This is a genomic window from Streptomyces afghaniensis (genome assembly GCF_044327915.1).
Classification (GTDB): domain Bacteria; phylum Actinomycetota; class Actinomycetes; order Streptomycetales; family Streptomycetaceae; genus Streptomyces; species Streptomyces afghaniensis.
Genome location: NZ_JBIRGJ010000007.1, coordinates 264,124 through 279,811, shown reverse-complemented (window position 1 = coordinate 279,811; position 15,688 = coordinate 264,124). Strand labels below are relative to the sequence as shown.

The following is a 15,688-nucleotide window of genomic DNA, read 5'->3' as shown; positions in this document are numbered from 1 at the left end:
CTCCGGGTCTGCCCCGGGGGACCCGTCCGCCTCAGGGATGATCTCGCGGTGGACGGTAGGGCGGGATGTCGGGGCCCGGCTGGTAGTGCGGGCCCTGGCGGAGGTGCCTGAGGACGATGACGAGGTCGATCGTGACGACCAGCAGCAGCGCGCCACACGCGATGGCCCAGCCGGTCCGCCCCGCGAGCGTGAAGGCGACCGTCCCGAAGAGCGCCCAGACCAGCCCCCACAAGCTCAGCCAGAAGCGCGCCCGCAGGGCACTGCGCGCGGTCGTCGGTTCACTGCCTGTACGCATCTCGATCTCCGCTCCTCTCTGCAACGTACTCCTCGCCGCGGGCGCCGACCAACGGGGGAGCGGGGCCGGCGCGGGACGTCGTTCACTCGGGCGGGTGAACTCGGCGGGGACGGGAACGGGCGTGCGGGTGCGGTCCGTTGGGCGGGCATGGAGCTGAAAATGCGTGAGGGGTACGAGGGGACGGGACCCGGGGCCATCACCCCGGACGGCTGCGCGGTCGAGCTCTACTCACGGCTGCCCGTCGGGGACGAACCGGAGATCATCGCGGCGGCCGTGCCGGTGGGCGCGCGCATCCTGGAGCTGGGCAGCGGCGTCGGGCGCATGACCCATGCCCTCCTGGAGCGCGGGTTCGAGGTGACTGCGGTGGACGAGTCCGCCGAGATGCTGGAGCGCGTACGCGGGGCGCGGACGATATGCAGCCCGATCGAGGACCTGGACCTGGGCGAGAGGTTCGACGTGGTGCTGCTCGCGTCGTTCCTCGTGCACGCCGGGGACGCCGATGTGCGGCGGGGCCTGCTGCGCACGTGTGTGCGGCACGTTGCGGAGGGCGGCTCCGTGCTGATCCAGCGGGAGGGCGAGGACTACCACGCGAACGTGCCGCGCGAGCGGGTGGACCCCAGCGGATTCACCGTGCGGATCGTGTCGTCGGAGCCAGTCGGCGACGGGGTCAACTCGGTACGCGCGGAGTACGAGTTCCCGGACGCGGTCTGGACCCAGACGTTCCGGGCACGACCGCTGACCAGGGAGCAGTTCGAGGAGGCGCTGGAGGAAACGGGCCTGAAGGTGGGCCAGTACCTGACGGAGGACCGGATCTGGGTGCGGGCGGTGCCGGACGTTCCAGGCGGCGGCTGAGGTGTGTGAGAGGTCGTACGGGTGGGGGAGGCCGGGCGGCCGACCCACTTCGATCGGCTCGAGTCGGTGAAAATCCGCCGGAGGGCGATGAGTTCCAGGACGAGGGGCGGTCTATCCCTGCGACATCATCACGGATCGCTTCCCCCGGGAGACCACCATGTCCGAGACCAACGCTCCCGCCACGGCCGCCCTCTCGGCCCCGGCCGGTGTCGTCGTCGCCGAGTCCGCGACCGCCCGCGGGCGGCGTGCCCGGATCGCGCTGCGCGGTCTCCAGGTGCTGCTCGCCCTCTTCTTCGGGATCGCGAGCGCCGTGCCCAAGCTGATCGCACACCCGTCGGCTGCCGAGTCGTTCGAGAAGCTCGGCTGGGGCAACGCGGGGATGTACACCATCGGCGTGCTCGAACTGGCCGGAGCGGTCGCCCTGTTGATCCCCGCGCTCCAGTCGGTGGCGGCCATGGCGCTGGGCGCGCTGATGGTGGGCGCGTTCGTCGTCCAGATCGCCGTCATGGACGGGCAGTACGCGGCGACGCCGATCATCCTGCTGGTGCCGCTGGTCCTCATCGCCTGGGCGCGGCGGAAGCACAACGCGGAACTGCTGCGCCTGCTGCGGCTCCGGGCGTGACCGTGCCAGGTGCGCTGCTCACGGCCTCGGTTTGCGCGACCCTCCACCGGGGCCGGGGCCGGGGCCGGGGCCGGGGCCGGGTGCGGGGCCTGGACCGGGGCCGGCCAGGCCGCGCAGGCGTTCCATTTCGCGGCGGTCCCGCTTCGTCGGGCGGCCCGCGCCGCGGTCGCGGATGCCGGCCGGGGCGATGGCCTCGCGGGGCGGGGGCGGCGGCGAGTTGTCGACGTAGCACTGGGCGGCCACGGGGGCGCCGACCCGCTTGCGGATCAGCCGTGTGACGACGACGACCCGCTCCCGGCCCTCGTGCCGCAGGCGTACCTCGTCGCCGACGCGTACCGCGTGGGCGGGCTTCACACGTTCGCCGTTGACGCGGACGTGCCCGCCGCGGCAGGCGGTGGCGCCCAGGGAACGGGTCTTGACCAGGCGTACGGCCCAGATCCAGCTGTCGACGCGGACGGTCTGGCCGCTCTGCGGCCCGGCGGACTCGGCAGCGGCGATGGCCGCCGCGATCTTCGGGTCCATGGCCTTCGGGTCCGTGGCCTTCGGGTCTGTGGCCTTCGAGTCCACGGCCTTCGTGTCGCCCGCCCCGTCGTACTCCGCGCCTTCAGAAGCCATGTCCCCGACCTTAGTCCTTCGAGTCACCTGTTTTCGGGCCGTCCGGGCGGGGAAACTGCCTCCAGGCGTCTCCACAAAGCAAGTTTTGCAAAAACTATTTTGGTAAATGCCCGTGGCGACCTACTCTCCCGGCATGGACAGCGACGAGCACAAGCGCGTACTCGACCCCGAGCACGACACGGACGCCCTGAAGGCCCTCACCCACCCCCTGCGCATCCAGCTGCTCGGGCTGCTGCGGCAGGACGGGCCCGCCACGGCCAGTGAGCTCGCCGCGCGGACGGGGGAGTCGTCGGCGTCGACCAGTTACCACCTGCGGGTGCTGGCGAAGTACGCGTTCATCGCCGAGGCCGAGCACCGCGACGGGCGGGAGCGGCGCTGGCGTGCCCGGCACACCGTGACGTCCTGGAGCAACGAGGCGATGGAGTCCTCCGAGGCGGGCCGTGCCTTCGTCAGCCTGGCGCGGCGGCGGCAGCTGGAGCACCTGGAGACGTCCCTCGCCCGGCACGAGGCGGACATGGCCGCCGGGCGGTTCGGCCAGGAGTGGGTGGAGCCGTCCGGGATCAGCGACCTCATGCCCCGGCTGACGGCCCAGTCGCTCACCGAGCTGTGGGACGCCGTGGCCCGGAAGCTGGAGGAGCTGACGGCCCGGGACGCGGACGACCCCCGCGCCGAGAACGTCCTGTTCCTCGCCGCCGGACTGCCGCTCGCCCCGCACGACCGCAGGGACACGGACCCCGAGGAGACGGACCGCGAGGACGCCTCGTGACCGAGCTGACCCAGCTGACCGAGCTGCGGACGGTCCGCCGCCGCTACGTCACCGTCTGCGCGCTCTTATGGCTGCCGGCGGGCCTCGGATTGGCCTCGATGGTCCTGCTGTTCGGCGACCGCGGCATGTCCCTGGCCGCGGTCGCGGGGCTCTTCGCCGCCCACTCGCTGACCGTGGCCGCGCTGGAGCTGCCCACGGGCGGGCTGTCCGACGTCGTCGGACGCCGGCCGGTCCTGGCCACGGCCGGCGTACTCAACGTGGTCGCCTGCGTCCTGGTCGGCCTCGGTACCACCGCATGGGTGCTCACCGCCGGCATGGTGCTCATGGGCGTGGCCCGGGCCCTGGCCAGCGGCACCGCCGAGGCCTGGTACGTCGACACCGTCCAGGAGCGCTCCGGCCGGGACGCCGAGCTGCGCACGGGCCTTGCCCGGGGCGGCTCCGCGACCTCCGCCGCGCTCGCGGCCGGCATCCTGCTCGGTGGTGCCCTGCCCTGGCTGCTCGGTCTCGGGCCCGACCTCGGCGGCCGGTTGAGCGAGGCGACATCCGGTGCGGTACTGCCCTTGTCCGTGCCCATCCTGCTGGCGGCTGCCGTCAGGGTCGTCTTCGTCTGCTACGTGCTGGCCGTGCTGCGGGAGCCGCCGCGACCGCCGGCCACCCTGCGTTCGGTGCTGCGCGGCGTCCCGGTCACCGTCCTGGACGGGCTGCGGCTGGGCGGCCGGGACACGCTGGTCCGCCGGGTCCTGCTCACCGCCGCGGCCGTGGGCTGCGCCCTGGCCACCATCGAACTGCTCATCCCGGGCCGCACCGTAGAGCTGACCGGAGCGCCCGGCTCCGGAGCGATGGTGTACGCCGCGCTCTCCTGCGCGGGCTTCGTCTGCAACGGTGTCGGCAGCCACCTCGCGCCGCTCGCCGCCCGGATCGCGGGCAGTGGCGAGCGGGCCGTGCTGGTCTGTCTCGGGACGGGCGCGGGCGGCATGCTGCTGCTCGGTGTCACCGCGCCCACCACGCACCCGCTCGCCACGGCCCTCGCGGTCGTCGGCTTCTGCTTGCTCTACCTCGGCATCGGCGCCGCGTCCCCGAACCAGAACGACCTGCTGCACCGCCGCGTGGCCAGCGCCGGCCGCGCCACCGCCCTGTCCGTCCAGTCCCTCGCCCTGCAACTGGTCGGCGCGCTCACCGGCCTCGTCGTCGGCGCGTTGCGGCCGGGCCCGCTGCCGTGGCTGCTGACCGGTGCGGTGCTGTTGTCCGGTGCCCTGCTCTGGCCACGCCGCGTCGAGGCACGGTCCGCGCCGGACACGGCCATCACCCCGGAATCGCGTGCCGGCCTGTCCTGAGCCTTCTGCCTCCCGGTGAGGGGGGCGGTCCGAGCTGCCGCCTACGGTGGAGTCATGGACGCCAGCGGTCTTCCTCTCCTGGACCAGCGCATCGCGGACTGCCGGGCCTGTCCGCGACTCGTCTCCTGGCGGGAGGAGGTTGCCCGGGTGAAGCGAGCCGCCTATGCGGACTGGACGTACTGGGGGCGGCCGGTGCCCGGGTTCGGGCCGGCGGACGCCCGGCTGCTGATCGTCGGACTCGCCCCCGCCGCGCACGGCGGCAACCGCACCGGCCGGATGTTCACGGGCGACCGCTCGGGGGACGTCCTGTACGAGGCGCTGTACGACGTCGGCCTGGCCTCCCGGCCCACCGCCGAGCACGCCCACGACGGCCTGGAGCTGTACGGCGTACGCGTCACCTCGCCCGTGCACTGCGCCCCGCCCGCGAACAAACCCACCCCTCAGGAGCGGGACACCTGCCGCCCCTGGCTCGTGCAGGAGCTGCGACTGCTGCGTCCGACGCTGCGGGCCGTGGTCGTGCTCGGCGCCTTCGGCTGGCAGGCCGCGCTGCCCGCGTTCGCCGAGGCGGGCTGGTCCGTGCCCCGGCCCCGGCCCGCCTTCGGCCACGGCGCCCGGTACCACCTGGACGGCCTGGAGCTCTTCGGCTGCTTCCACGTCAGCCAGCGCAACACCTTCACCGGACGGCTCACCCCGGCGATGCTGCGTGACGTCCTGCGGACGGCCGCGCGGGCGGCGGAACTGCCCGCCGAAAGCGGCTAAGGAGCCTCCTCCCCGGAAGCCTCCTCCCCGAACAGATGCCGCACCGTGGAGCGGTAGTTGGTCCGTACGTGCGTGAGCGCGTGCGCGCGGGCGCGGTCCGGGTCGCCCGAGGCGATCGCCTCGTACAGCTCGCGGTGCTCCACGAGGAGCTGCGGCCACTCCTCGTTGCGCCGGGTCATCCAGCGCAGCCGGCCGGCGACCGGTTCCAGGGCCTCGGTCAGCAGGCTGTTGGCGGCCATCGCCACGATGCGGTCGTGCAGGCGGCTGTTGAGGTCCGTGATCAGCTCGGCGTCCCCGGCCTCGGTGGCGGCGGCCGCGCGGTCGAGGAGCTCCTGGACCTCGGCCAGGTCCTGCGGTGTCGCGCGGGACGCGGCGAGTCCGGCGGCGTAGACCTCCAGGGCCTCGCGCAGTTCGAACAGTTCCTTGACGTCGTTCGGGGTGAGACGGCGTACGACCGTGCGGCGGGGCGTCTCGAAGTGGACGAAGCCCTCGGCGACGAGCGCCCGGATCGCTTCCCGGACCGGAACGCGCGAGACGCCGAAGCGCTCCGCCAGCTCGCGTTCGACCAGGCGGTCGCCGGGACGGAGGCTGCCCGCGATGATTTCCTGCCGCAGGTCGGCCGTGACGCGTTCGCGCACCGCTCCGAGGGGTTCGATCTTCGTCATGAAGCCCATCCTCGCCGACGCGGAGGGTCTTTTACGGAGCGTCAACAAGAGCGACATCGGTCAGAACGGTTGACGGGGAGACCATGTGCGCAGTTTGGTATACCAAACCCTCGTAGAGCAGTCCTCCTTCGTCCCCTTGCTCATGGAGGCCCCCGTGTCCCTCGCCGACCGTGCCGAAGCCACCGGCACACCAGCGTTCGTCCCCGACCCCCGGCTCACCAACGAAGACCTCGCGCCCGCCAAGAAGCGCAACTGGAAGGTCTTCGACCTCTTCGCCATGTGGATGTCCGATGTCCACAACCTCGGCAACTACACCTTCGCCGCCGGACTGCTCTTCCTCGGCATGAACGTCTGGCAGATCTTCACGTCCCTGCTCGTCGGGTTCGTGATCATCTACATCGGCATGAACTGGATGGGGAAGATCGGGCAGCGCCACGGCGTACCCTTCCCGGTCGTCAGCCGGATCGCCTTCGGCGTCTGGGGCGCCAACATCCCGGCGCTGATCAGGGCCGTGATCGCCATCATGTGGTACGGCATCCAGACCTACCTGGCCTCCGTCGCCGTCAACGTGATGCTGCTCGCGGCCTGGCCGGGCCTGGAGTCGTGGACGCACAACTCGTTCCTCGGGCTGGACGCGCTCGGCTGGGTCTCCTTCATCGCGCTGTGGCTGGTCCAGGCGGCGATCATCAGCCGGGGCATGGAATCGGTCCGCAAGTTCCAGGACTTCTGCGGTCCGGCGATCTGGCTCGTGATGATCGCGCTGGCCGTGTGGATCCTCGCCAAGGCCGGCTGGACGATCTCGCTCACCTCCACCCCGCACCCGGTGTCCGTGGGTGAGCAGTGGCGCCAGTGGTTCGGCGCGATCGGCCTGGTCCTCGCCACGTACGGCACGCTGATGCTCAACTTCTGCGACTTCTCCCGCTTCGCGCCCGACTACAAGTCCGTCAGGCGCGGCAACTTCTGGGGCCTGCCCGTCAACTCCACGGCCTTCGTGATCGTGTCGGTCATCGTCACCGCGGGCGCCTTCGAGGTCTTCGGCAAGGAGATCACCGACCCGGCCTACCTCGTCGCGGAGATCGGCAACACCTGGGTGCTGGTGCTGGGCGCGCTGACCTTCGCCATCGCCACCATGGGCGTCAACATCGTCGCCAACTTCGTCTCGCCGGCGTACGACCTCGCCAACGTCTGGCCGCAGAAGATCACCTTCAAGATCGGCGGCATGATCAGCACGGTGGCGGCCCTGCTCGTCACGCCCTGGAACCTCTTCTCCAACCCGACCGTCGTGAACTACTTCCTCGGCGGCCTCGGCGCCTTCCTCGGCCCGCTGTTCGGCGTGATCATGGTCGACTACTACTGGGTCAAGCGCGGCCGGGTGAACGTGGACGAACTCTTCGACGCCACGCCCGGCTCCCGCTACCACTACCGCAAGGGCTTCAACCCGAAGGCGCTGTGGGCGTTCCTGCCGGCGGCCGGTGTCGCGGCGGTCCTCGCGCTGGTGAAGACCTTCAGCGACGTGGCGCCCTACTCCTGGTTCATCGGCACGGCCATCGCGGCCGGCCTGTACGCGGCCCTGTGCCGCCCCGAGCGCGCCACCGCGGAGGTCTGAGAAACGTGCGAATCGTCGTCACCAACTGCAACACCACGCAGGAGATGACCGAGGAGATCGTACGAGGTGCCCGGGCCGCCGCAGGCCCGGGCACCGCCGTGACCGGACTGACCCCCGACTGGGGGCCGGAGTCCGCGGAGGGCTGGCTCGACAGCTACCTGTCCGCCGCGGCCGTCCTGGACATGCTGCGCACGTACGACGGACCGCCGTACGACGCCGTCGTCATGGCCGGCTTCGGGGAACACGGGCGCGAGGGCGTCCGGGAACTGGTGGACGTACCGGTCGTCGACATCACCGAGGCGGCGGCGCATCTGGCCTGTCTGCTGGGCCGCCGCTACGGCGTCGTCACCACGCTGGCCAGGTCCGTCGGCCAGATCGAGGACAGCCTGGAGACGGCGGGCGTGGCCCGGAACTGCGCCGCGATCGTCGGCACGGGCCTGAACGTGCTCGACCTCGGCGACGACGAGCGCACCGAGACGGCGTTCCTGGCCGCTGCGGAGCGGGCGTGCGCGGCGGGGGCCGAGGTGCTGGTGCTGGGCTGCGCCGGTATGACGGGGTTGCAGCGGGTGGTCGGTGAGAAGCTGGGCCTGCCGGTCGTCGACGGGGTCGCCGCGGCGGTCAAACTGGCGGAATCGCTGGTGGCGCTGGGGCTGACGACGAGCCGGGCGGGGAGCTACGCCGAACCGCTGGCGAAACGGAGGGTGTGGGGGCGGCCCGCACCGGACCAGGTCATGCCGGGCCGTCCAGTGTGACGTCGTCGCGATGAGCGCCGTACAACGCCACCTGGCGGGCCATGACCTCCCGCATCGAGGTACCGCGCGGGATGCCGTACACCGTGCCGGGGAAGTCCAGCGCCTCCTGCACCTGCCACAGTTCGTCGTGCTCGCCCGGGGCGAAGAGCCGGGCCCGGGACGCTCCCGCCGCGATCCAGCCGATGGGCAGGACGGTGCCGGGCGGCAGCACGGAGTTGACGTGCAGCACGCTGTGGATCCGCAGTTCGGATCCGGCGCTCGCGACGGCGCCCGGGAAGACGCAGGCGCCGGTGGCCACGAAGACCTCGTCCTCCAGGGTCGCCCCGTTGACATGGGCGTGGGGGCCGACGAGCACGGCGTCACCGATCACCGCGGGGTGCCCGGCCCGCCCCCGCACGAGCGCGTTCTCCATGACGACGACGTCCGAGCCCACCCGCACCTCCCCGTCCTCGGCGGTGAGTACGGCCCCGTGCAGCACCCGGCTGCGCTCACCGAGGACGACGGCCCCGCACAGGACGGCCGTCGGGGCGACGTACGCGGACTCGGGGACGACGGGGCGCCGCCCTCGGTGTTCGATCAACATGGCGCTCTCCTCAGGCCTCAGGCCGGCGGCTCGCCGGGCACGACCGCTGTCGCCGTAATCTCCACCAGCTGATCCGTGTACCCGAGGCACGCCACGCCGATCAGCGTCGACGAGTGCGGACCGGCACTGAGCCCGGACGCCTCGACGACGTCCCACACGGCGGACAGCACGGCCGGCTCACTTCCCACGACGTACACGTCGCTCGCCACGACGTGCGCCAGGTCGCTGCCGACGGCGCGTAGTTGCTCGCGAAGGTTGTCGATCACCTGTTCGGCCTGCCGCACGGGATCCCCGGGGCCGACGAGTGCGCCGTCGGCGTCCAGCGGGACGGACCCGGCGAGGAAGGCGAGTTTCGTGCCGGCCTCCACGACGGAGGCGTGGGAGTACGTGGGCGGCGGAAACAGGCTCGGGACGGTGACTCGCTGGATCACGGGGGTCTCCGATCTAGGGGCGGCAGCCGAGGGCAACCCACCGATCATGCGAGCCCCGGCCCGCGGACGCATCCGTATTTCGGTTCACCCCGACCGGGCCGTCCTCCTACGCTTCTCCGGACACCGTCACCCGCCCGCCCAGGAGCAGTGCCCGTGCCCACCCTCCCGGACCAGACCTTCCTCGGCACCACCGCCGACCGCCTCGCCGCCCTCCCGGCCGTCAGGGCCGTCACCCTCGGCGGCTCCCGCGCACAGGGCACCGAACGCCCGGACAGCGACTGGGATCTGGCGATCTACTACCGGGGCGCCTTCGATCCGGAGGACCTCCGGGCCGTCGGCTGGGAAGGCGAGGTCTCCGAACTCGGCGCGTGGGGCGGCGGCGTCTTCAACGGCGGCGCCTGGCTGACCGTCGACGGCCGGCGCGTGGATGTGCACTACCGCGATCTCGACGTCGTCGACCACGAGGTGGCGGAAGCGGAAGAGGGCCGCTTCCGGGTCGAGCCGCTGATGTTCCACCTGGCGGGCATCCCGACGTACCTGCTCGCCGCCGAACTCGCGATCAACAAGGTACTGCGGGGGGAACTGCCGCGCCCCGCGGCCTACCCGCCGGCCCTGCGCGAGACCGCCTCTGCCCATTGGCACGGCATGGCCACGGCCACCCTCGCGTATGCGAAGGCGGGCCACGCCCCGAAAGGCGCCGTCACCCAGGTCGCGGGCGCGATCGCCCTCGCCGCGACACAGACGGCGCACGCGGTGCTGGCGGCACGGGGGGAGTGGGTCACGAACGAGAAGGGCCTCGTCGCGCGTGCCGGGCTGGACGAAGCGGACGCACTGGTCACGAATCTGACGTCGAGACCGGACACCCTCGCCCGGGCGGTCGCCGACGCGGAAGCACTCTTCGCCCGCGCCGTGGAGCCGGCCCCCTGAACGCCGGCCCGTGGGACGCGACGCGGTGCACGACAGCTGACGGCTGCCTTCACGCGAGCACGGTCCACGTCGTGATGCCGAGCGAGAGCGCGGCGATCGCTGTGGGCCAGGCCAGTCTCGACAGGCGTCCGGACTCCAGGAAAGCGGCTGCCAGCACCTCTGCCACCAGCGCCAGCGCGGTGGCTGCGGCAAGGTACAGGCCTCGATCACCGGCCGCGTCCGCCGCCTCCTTGTGGCGGTTCTGCTCGGCCCGCATCTCCGGCCAGTCTTCGGGCCGGGCCCGCAGGGCGACCACGGACGCGGAGGAAACACCGTCGCCGACGCCGGGTGGGCGGCCCATGTACTCCGCCGTGAGACGCAACCGGGAGGCATGCCGCGTCTCGGCTGCGGCGACGGCCCGTTCGTGTACTGCGCCGGGAGTGTCCTCCTGGTAGAGGACCGCGGCTTCGCGGGCCGCCGCATGGATGTCGGCGACCTGGGACGCGGTGACGGCTTGCGCCAGAAAGGCCTGCCGCTGTCCGCTGGCCACGATGGCGGCTCCGAGCCGGAGTGCCTGGCGGGACGCCTCGGCCTGCGCACGCTGCTCGCCGGAGGCGGCCGCCAACTGGAGCAGAGGCAGCAGGAACAGCAGCAGGACCACGAGCAGGTGCATCCGGGTGCCGCGTCGCTGTGCGGAAGGGGCGGTCGCCGGCTGCGGAATGGGGTCGACACCTCTCAGGAAGCGGCGCGGCCGACCGGTGGGTGGCGGGTTGCGCCACGCCTCAGGGCGCAGAACGCTCGCGGCGACCAGTGCCGAGAGGATCGCCACGCCGGCCACGACCAGGGAGACACGTCCCCACGCCGCCCAGCTGTCGCCCTCCGCCATCGTCTTGTCCGGTGAGAGGCGGTAGATGCCCGGAGTCCGTTCCTCCTGGTGTGCCAGGCGACGGGGAACGTCGTAGCCCTTGCGGGGATCCAGGTACTGATCGGTGCCGATGATGCTCTCGGGGGCGGCACTGTGACGGAGGCTGACCGCCTCCTGCTCGGCGAGATAGAACTCCGATGCCGCGAGCCGGCCGTCGTCCTTGAGCGCCTGGAGCGCTTCGGCCCGGGTCGTGGCAGCCGCCACTCTGAACGCGAGTGGTGCCTCGTCGGCGTACACATGCCGGGCCTCCTCCTGCACCGCCGCGTGCAGTTTGAGTTCCTCGGCGGCCGCGTCCTGATAGGAGTCCCCGGCCATCTTGAACTGCCAGGTGGCCAGCAGCGTCGCCAGCGCGATCGCGGCTGTCAGCGCGAACTGAACACGCGTACGCAGACAGAACCGCCGCCGGGACGGGGACGAGCCGGCCGGGCCGGTGGGCGCGGGGCTCGTCACTTCGACACCCACCTGAAGGTGAAGCGCGTTTCGTCCTCACGGATGAGCGACAGTTCGCGATCCGCGATCTTCCACTCGAAGCGCTCCGTCTTGAACGGGGCGGGACTGCTCGTGAAGTCCCGCTCGGGGTTCTCAGGGTTCTTCCTGGTCAGGGTCGCGGAGCGGGGCTTGAGGACGAGGGCGTTCGTCGAGGCCTCGTACGTCCCCTCGACCACGTGGACGAGTTGGTAGACCTCCTGTCCCATGGGATACGAGGTCATCCCGAAGTACTTGTACTTCCCCTCGCCCGTGAACCGGTACGCCAGTGTGGTGTTGCTGCCCGGCTGCGCGCTCTCCCACGCCCCCACGAGATCCCGGGGCGTGGCGGCCCTGGTTCGTGAGCCGGGCGTCGAGCGCTCTTCACCCTTGCCGCCGTCCGAACAGGCAGCGACGCCGGAAAGCAGCAGCATCGCCGAGAACGCGAGGAGCGGCGGGCGAAGCCGGCCGGTGGTCCTGCCCGGCCCCGTGCTGGTCATGAGCACTTCCCCCGTACGTAGCTGAAGCCGTCGATGTACAGCAGGTCGCCCAGAGTCGGGTCGGAGTACATGGACCACGGGTAGGAGATGACGGGCCGGCCGTCGACGATGAGCGTCATCTGCGCACTGTCGAAGCGCGCCATCCCGGAGTCACCCTGTCCGCTCGCATTGCGCCGGACGTAACTCCCGTCGCCGCCGAAGATGTAGGTCCAGTGCGGCGCCTCGTCCGTTCCCCCGCACCAACTCCCCACCACGCGCGGTGGAGTACGGAAGGAGACGCCGCTCGACGCGTTCCCGGCCGAGTTCGATTCCCGTGTCTCGTCGCCCTTGCAGGCTCCCATGGCCATCAGAACCGGAGCGAGCAGCACAACGCAGAAGAGACGTGAGACAGAAACATGGGCACGCAACTCTTCCCCCCAATCGTTCGTGTGTGGTGGGCAGGAACGCTACGGAGGAGCAGCCCGGAGCACCCCAGGGGCGAACCCGGGGGAATCCCGGGGGCGCGAGCCGGTGTGAAAGCGAGGGCGGGACGGCGCCCCGGGCGCCCGTGCCGCGCCACGTCGTCAGGCGCCAGGGGTCAGCTGCTCGATCAGCCCCATGCGTGAGGTGATGCCGAGCTTGGTGTAGCTGTTGCTGAGGTGGTACTCGATGGTCTTCACGCTGAGCACGAGTTCGCGGGCGATCTGCTGGTTCGTCATTCCCCGCACGGCCAGTCTGGCGACGGTGAGCTCCTGTGCGGTCAGCACCGGATGCCCGGCGTTTTGAGGACGCACCGTCACGCGTCCGCACCCGGAGAGTTCCCTGGCACACCGCTCGAGGTACGGCGTGGCCTGGAGCCGCTGGAAGGTACGGTGCGCGGCTTCGAGCTCGCCCGCCGCTTCCTTGCGCCGGCCTGAGCGCCGCAGAAAAGTGCCGTAGGAGAGGCGCACCAGCGCCTCTTCCCAGCAGCCCTCTGCTTGTGAGCAGTGCCGTAGACCGTCCCGGAAGGCCTGGTCGGCGGCGTCCGCGTGGCCGCGGGCCTCCTCCAGCAGCCCGCGGCAGCGCGCGGCAGCCGCCTGTTCGATCGGCCGGCTCCGCTCGGTGGCCCGCCTCTCGTACGGGGTGAGCACCTCGTGGGCTTCCTCCGTGCGCCCGGTGCGGGTCAGGGCTTCGGCGAGCAGGGGGCGCCAACCGACGAGGCCGGGTTCCTCGATGCCGTACCGGTGGACGATCTCCGGGCGCAGGAAGGGGCTCAGCTGCTGGATGACCCCCTCGTGATCGCCACGGGCGGTGTGGACCAGAGCGAGTGCGGTGGCGGCGAAGGCGGAATCGTTGACGTCTCCGAGCACGCGGGCGTGTTCGGCCGCCGCTCCGGCGTGTGCTTCGGCGGCCCGGAACTCGCCCCGGCCGGCGAGGGGGCACGCGGTCATGGCGTGCACCACGGCGAGGATCGAGATCTGGTCGGTGTCCTCGGCCAGGGACACGGCATGGGTGCCGTGAGCGATGGCTTCGTCCCACTGCCCGGCCCGGTACGCGGCATCCGTGAGGAAGCCCAGCGCCACCAGGGCCGCGTAGGGCAACCCGCCACGACGGTGGGAGGCGAAGGCTTCCTCCAGGTCCCTGCGCGCCTCGCGGAGCTGCCCGTTCCACAGGCGCAGCATGCCGCGGGCGAGGAGGCCGTCCAACTGCTCCGGGGTGTCCCGTGGTCCCGCGTCCCGTAGATGGGCGAGGGACCGCATGCCTTCTTCGTAGTCGCCGGAGACGGCCAGACCGATGGCGAGGGAGTCGCGCAGGAAGGACGACCGGTTGCCCGGGGGCAGGTCGAGTCCGCGCCGGGCCCAGTGGATGATGCGCGGCGCGTCCCCCTGGATCAGACACAGCCAGGCCATCTGCTCGGCCGCCTTGCGGAGCGTCTCCGTTCCCGTGGTCGCGTCGCACGTGTCCCAGCAGGCGGCGAGCTCTCGACGGGCTTCGTGGAGCCGGCCCGTGGTGAGCGCGAGGTGCCCCAGCACATAGTGCTGTTCCGCGTCGGGAGTCATGCCACGGATGGTCTGCTCGAGTTCGGCGGCCTGGCTGACGTCTCCGGCGAGCAGCAGGTACTCGGCGCCTCGGAGCAGCCACCGCGATCGCCGGCCGGGCTCGGCGGTCATCCGGGCGGCGGCCATCGTGGCGGAGGCCGCCGCGGACCAGACGCCTCTCGCGGACTGCTGCGCGGCGAACAGGGCGAGTTCCTCCGCGAGTTCCGCGTCCGGCCCGACAGCGGCGTGCAGCCGGTGTTGCAGTGCGATCCACGGCTCGTGCACGAGTTCGGCGGCCGAGCGGTGCAGGCGCGACCGTTCGGCCGGCTCCAGCCCGCGGTAGACGGCCGCGCGCAGCAGGGGATGGGGGAAGACCACCTGCGGCGGGGTGCCCACCGGGCTCTCGTCCAGCAGATCGCACGCCATCGCCTCGGTGAGCGCTCCCAGGGGCTCCGGTACGGCGCCCAACTCCGCCGCCAGATGGAGAGGGCCGGACATGCCGAGGACGGCAGCGGCCTGAACGAGGTGACGCGCTCCGGGGCCGCAGGCGCCGAGTCGCTCCGTGATGATCCGCTCGTACCTGCGGGGTGCCGGCAGGACGGAGTGGCCGCCGAGGACGTCGGCCGGGAACTGCTGGAGCAGCGCCTTGACGTGCAGGGGGTTTCCCTGCGTGTGGTCCCGCAGCCTGGCCATGGTCCGGCGAGGCAGTGGCGCGGGTCCGAGGGAAGCGTTCAGCGCCATCAGATCCGGCACCGGGAGGCCGTCGAGGCTCAGCCTGAGCGTGGTGTCGTCACTGATCAAGCGGTGGAGTCCCTGCGGCAGCCGCAGATCGGCCGAGTCCCGGGTGGCCAGCACGGTCAGCACCCGGTCCACACGGAGCCGCCGGAGGACGAAGGTGAGGGCATGGAGGGAAGGAGTGTCCGCCCAGTGGATGTCGTCGATCACCATGACCACCGGGTTCCGGCCGTGGAGCCGCCCCAGGGCGTCGAGGAACGCGGCCCCCGCGGCAACGGGGTCGTGCGCTGCGATGCCGGAACACGCCCCGTGAGCTGTCCCGGGCAGCGCCGCACCGGGCGTCTCGGGCAGCGCCGCACCGGGCGTTTCGGGAAGGTGGTGCATCAGTTGCGTGATGACGCCGTAGGCCAGTTCCCGCTCCATTTCCTCACCGCTGGCCGTCACCACGCGGCAGCCCCGGGCCTTGTCGGCGAGAAAGCGACGGATCAGAGAGGTCTTTCCGATCCCGGCGGCACCGTCGATGACGACGATCCGGGGCTCGCCGCGCGCCGCCCGGTCCAGCCAACCGCCCATCCTGGCGAGTTCCTCCTGCCTGCCCAGGAACAGCGCGTCGTTCGTCTGCCGCATTCATCCCCCCAAGCCGGCACTTCGCCGGGCAGCACTCACCCAGCATCAGGGCTGCGCCCGGGGCCCGCGCAGGCTTCCGCGGAAGTGCTGACGCGGTGCCGGAGAATGTGTTTAGGGCGGCTTGCGGATTGCGTTCATAAAGAACCCGGCTCTCCCGCACTCCGTCACGTTCAGGAAACCTTTCCTCCAGGAACCCCGCCTACTGTGGGCACCCATACCCCAGCCCCGGCCACCGTCGCCCGAAGGCCCACCC

At 71.6% G+C, this 15,688-nt stretch carries 17 protein-coding genes; 8 read left to right on the top strand and 9 right to left on the bottom strand.

Features of this window, described 5'->3' with window-relative positions; translation table 11 throughout:
- Positions 1-31: 31 nt before the first annotated feature.
- Positions 32-295: a DUF6343 family protein gene (locus ACH4G3_RS27090; RefSeq protein WP_397626953.1), complete on the bottom strand. Its 264-nt coding sequence runs from the start codon at positions 293-295 to the stop codon at positions 32-34.
- A 147-nt stretch (positions 296-442) separates the two neighbouring features.
- Here ACH4G3_RS27090 and ACH4G3_RS27085 point away from each other — a divergent pair, with 147 nt between their 5' ends.
- Both ACH4G3_RS27085 and ACH4G3_RS27080 read left to right on the top strand, forming a co-directional pair.
- Positions 443-1,147, top strand: a complete 705-nt coding sequence (locus tag ACH4G3_RS27085; RefSeq protein WP_397626952.1) for a class I SAM-dependent methyltransferase — start codon at positions 443-445, stop codon at positions 1,145-1,147.
- A gap of 157 nt (positions 1,148-1,304) precedes the next feature.
- Positions 1,305-1,769: a DoxX family protein gene (locus ACH4G3_RS27080; protein WP_397626951.1), complete on the top strand. Its 465-nt coding sequence runs from the start codon at positions 1,305-1,307 to the stop codon at positions 1,767-1,769.
- A gap of 18 nt (positions 1,770-1,787) precedes the next feature.
- Here ACH4G3_RS27080 and ACH4G3_RS27075 read toward each other — a convergent pair whose 3' ends face one another.
- On the bottom strand, positions 1,788-2,384 hold the full coding sequence (locus ACH4G3_RS27075) for an RNA-binding S4 domain-containing protein (RefSeq protein ID WP_397626950.1): 597 nt from the start codon (positions 2,382-2,384) through the stop codon (positions 1,788-1,790).
- 133 nt (positions 2,385-2,517) lie between these two features.
- Between ACH4G3_RS27075 and ACH4G3_RS27070 the strand changes: the two genes are divergently transcribed.
- Genes ACH4G3_RS27070 through ACH4G3_RS27060 form a run of 3 tightly spaced genes read left to right on the top strand, consistent with a single transcriptional unit; the run spans position 2,518 to position 5,243 of the window.
- Positions 2,518-3,150, top strand: coding sequence for a helix-turn-helix domain-containing protein (locus ACH4G3_RS27070; RefSeq protein ID WP_397626949.1), 633 nt, complete (start codon positions 2,518-2,520; stop codon positions 3,148-3,150).
- A complete protein-coding gene (locus ACH4G3_RS27065; protein ID WP_397626948.1) occupies positions 3,147-4,484 on the top strand; it encodes an MFS transporter in 1,338 nt (445 codons plus the stop codon). The genes ACH4G3_RS27070 and ACH4G3_RS27065 overlap by 4 nt, the downstream gene beginning before the upstream one ends.
- 54 nt (positions 4,485-4,538) lie before the next feature.
- Positions 4,539-5,243 (top strand): uracil-DNA glycosylase, encoded by a 705-nt coding sequence (locus tag ACH4G3_RS27060; RefSeq protein ID WP_397626947.1) that lies wholly within the window; start codon positions 4,539-4,541, stop codon positions 5,241-5,243.
- On the opposite strand, the gene ACH4G3_RS27055 is transcribed toward ACH4G3_RS27060, so the two are convergent.
- The gene (locus ACH4G3_RS27055) at positions 5,240-5,908 is read right to left on the bottom strand and encodes a GntR family transcriptional regulator (protein ID WP_397626946.1); all 669 of its coding nucleotides are present in this window, start codon (positions 5,906-5,908) and stop codon (positions 5,240-5,242) included. The genes ACH4G3_RS27060 and ACH4G3_RS27055 overlap by 4 nt on opposite strands.
- Positions 5,909-6,062: 154 nt before the next feature.
- Between ACH4G3_RS27055 and ACH4G3_RS27050 the strand changes: the two genes are divergently transcribed.
- Together ACH4G3_RS27050 and ACH4G3_RS27045 are read left to right on the top strand one after the other, a co-directional pair.
- The gene (locus ACH4G3_RS27050) at positions 6,063-7,514 is read left to right on the top strand and encodes an NCS1 family nucleobase:cation symporter-1 (RefSeq protein WP_397627240.1); all 1,452 of its coding nucleotides are present in this window, start codon (positions 6,063-6,065) and stop codon (positions 7,512-7,514) included.
- Between the two features lie 5 nt (positions 7,515-7,519).
- A complete protein-coding gene (locus tag ACH4G3_RS27045; RefSeq protein ID WP_397626945.1) occupies positions 7,520-8,266 on the top strand; it encodes an aspartate/glutamate racemase family protein in 747 nt (248 codons plus the stop codon).
- On the opposite strand, the gene ACH4G3_RS27040 is transcribed toward ACH4G3_RS27045, so the two are convergent.
- Together ACH4G3_RS27040 and ACH4G3_RS27035 are read right to left on the bottom strand one after the other, a co-directional pair.
- Complete coding sequence (locus tag ACH4G3_RS27040) at positions 8,244-8,849, bottom strand: gamma carbonic anhydrase family protein (RefSeq protein WP_397626944.1); 606 nt, start codon at positions 8,847-8,849, stop codon at positions 8,244-8,246. The genes ACH4G3_RS27045 and ACH4G3_RS27040 overlap by 23 nt on opposite strands.
- A gap of 17 nt (positions 8,850-8,866) precedes the next feature.
- The gene (locus tag ACH4G3_RS27035; protein ID WP_397626943.1) at positions 8,867-9,280 is read right to left on the bottom strand and encodes a RidA family protein; all 414 of its coding nucleotides are present in this window, start codon (positions 9,278-9,280) and stop codon (positions 8,867-8,869) included.
- 147 nt (positions 9,281-9,427) lie between these two features.
- Here ACH4G3_RS27035 and ACH4G3_RS27030 point away from each other — a divergent pair, with 147 nt between their 5' ends.
- Entirely contained in the window at positions 9,428-10,207 is a 780-nt protein-coding gene (locus ACH4G3_RS27030; RefSeq protein ID WP_397626942.1) for a nucleotidyltransferase family protein, read from the top strand.
- Between the two features lie 49 nt (positions 10,208-10,256).
- On the opposite strand, the gene ACH4G3_RS27025 is transcribed toward ACH4G3_RS27030, so the two are convergent.
- The 4 genes from ACH4G3_RS27025 to ACH4G3_RS27010 all read right to left on the bottom strand — a co-directional run bounded on the left by ACH4G3_RS27025 (position 10,257) and on the right by ACH4G3_RS27010 (position 15,435).
- On the bottom strand, positions 10,257-11,561 hold the full coding sequence (locus ACH4G3_RS27025) for a hypothetical protein (protein ID WP_397626941.1): 1,305 nt from the start codon (positions 11,559-11,561) through the stop codon (positions 10,257-10,259).
- Entirely contained in the window at positions 11,558-12,076 is a 519-nt protein-coding gene (locus tag ACH4G3_RS27020; protein WP_397626940.1) for a hypothetical protein, read from the bottom strand. Before ACH4G3_RS27020 ends, ACH4G3_RS27025 begins: the two co-directional genes overlap by 4 nt.
- On the bottom strand, positions 12,073-12,417 hold the full coding sequence (locus ACH4G3_RS27015) for a hypothetical protein (RefSeq protein WP_397626939.1): 345 nt from the start codon (positions 12,415-12,417) through the stop codon (positions 12,073-12,075). The genes ACH4G3_RS27020 and ACH4G3_RS27015 overlap by 4 nt, the downstream gene beginning before the upstream one ends.
- Positions 12,418-12,639: 222 nt before the next feature.
- On the bottom strand, positions 12,640-15,435 hold the full coding sequence (locus ACH4G3_RS27010; protein ID WP_397626938.1) for an AAA family ATPase: 2,796 nt from the start codon (positions 15,433-15,435) through the stop codon (positions 12,640-12,642).
- Positions 15,436-15,688 lie beyond the last annotated feature (253 nt).